The 1066-nt window shown below is 75.0% G+C and carries 1 protein-coding gene; it reads right to left on the reverse strand.

The window, feature by feature from the left end; all coding sequences use genetic code 11:
* Window positions 1–159 precede the first annotated feature (159 nt).
* On the reverse strand, window positions 160–1066 hold a 907-nt coding region (locus HUW36_RS33340), incomplete at its 5' end, for a MinD/ParA family ATP-binding protein (protein WP_425487292.1).

Raw genomic sequence — 1066 nt, forward strand, 5'->3', positions numbered from 1 at the left:
GGCACCGTCGGCCGTACGGGCGCCGTCGGCCGTACGGGCGCCGTCGGCCGGCGCGGGCCGGTCGGTCGGTCCGCCGCCGGGGCGCTCGGGATCAGGGGTGTCCGGACTCACCCGGTGATCCTCTCAGGCCGGGGCGCGGCGCGGGGCGGTGGTGGGCGGTCAGCGCGCGAACGGCTCCAGCATCACCGCGGCCGCCTTGAGCCAGGCGTCCCGGGTCTCCGCCTGGAGCTGGTGGTACTCGATCGAGGAGCCGGTCTCCAGCGCCGGGTCGTAGGGCACCACGGCGACCGCTCGGGTGCGGGTGGCGAAGTGCCGCTCCAGGTCGTCCTGCAGGGAGGTACGCCCCGGCGTCGGGCAGGAGATCAACGTGACGGCGTTGTCGGCCAGCTCACCCATGCCGACCTCGTGCAGCAGGTCGAGCATCCAGTCGGCGCTGAAGGCGGCGTCCTCGCGCGGCACCGTGGTCACCACGAGCTGGTCGGCGGCCTGCATGACGGTGCGCCAGTTCGGGCTCTCCACGTTGTTGCCGGTGTCCACGCAGACCACCTCGTGGGTCCGGCGCAGCAGCTCCAGCACCCGCTTGACGGTGAACTGGTCGAGCCGCTGGGCGAAGCGCGGGCTCTCCTCACCGGCCAGCACGTCGTAGGAGCCGTCGGACGCGTGCCGCAGGTAGTCGTCGAGGTGCGACAGCAGCCTGTCGCCCTCCAGGATCTCGATCTGCGCCAGGTCGTGGACCAGGTGGCGGATGGTACGGGCGTGCCGGGCACTGCCGGCCCGCAGGCCGAGCGTGCCACGCAGCTCGTTGTCGTCCCAGGCGAGCACGCCACGGCCGCGCACGCTGCCCACGGTGGCCGCGGCGAGCACCGTCGCGGTGGTCTTGTGCACGCCCCCCTTGGGGTTGGCGAAGGCGAGCACCCGGGGCGTGCCCAGCTCCCGGCGGAGCACGCCGGTCGCCCGCTCCAGTTCGGGGTCCTGCTGCGGGGCGCGCCACCGCGCCTGTGTCGGCTCCACCCGGCCGGGCCGGGCCTCCACGGGCCGCCGCGGGGCGGGCAGCACCGGCTCCGGG

Source organism: Micromonospora maritima (assembly GCF_902825405.1).
GTDB lineage: Bacteria > Actinomycetota > Actinomycetes > Mycobacteriales > Micromonosporaceae > Micromonospora > Micromonospora maritima.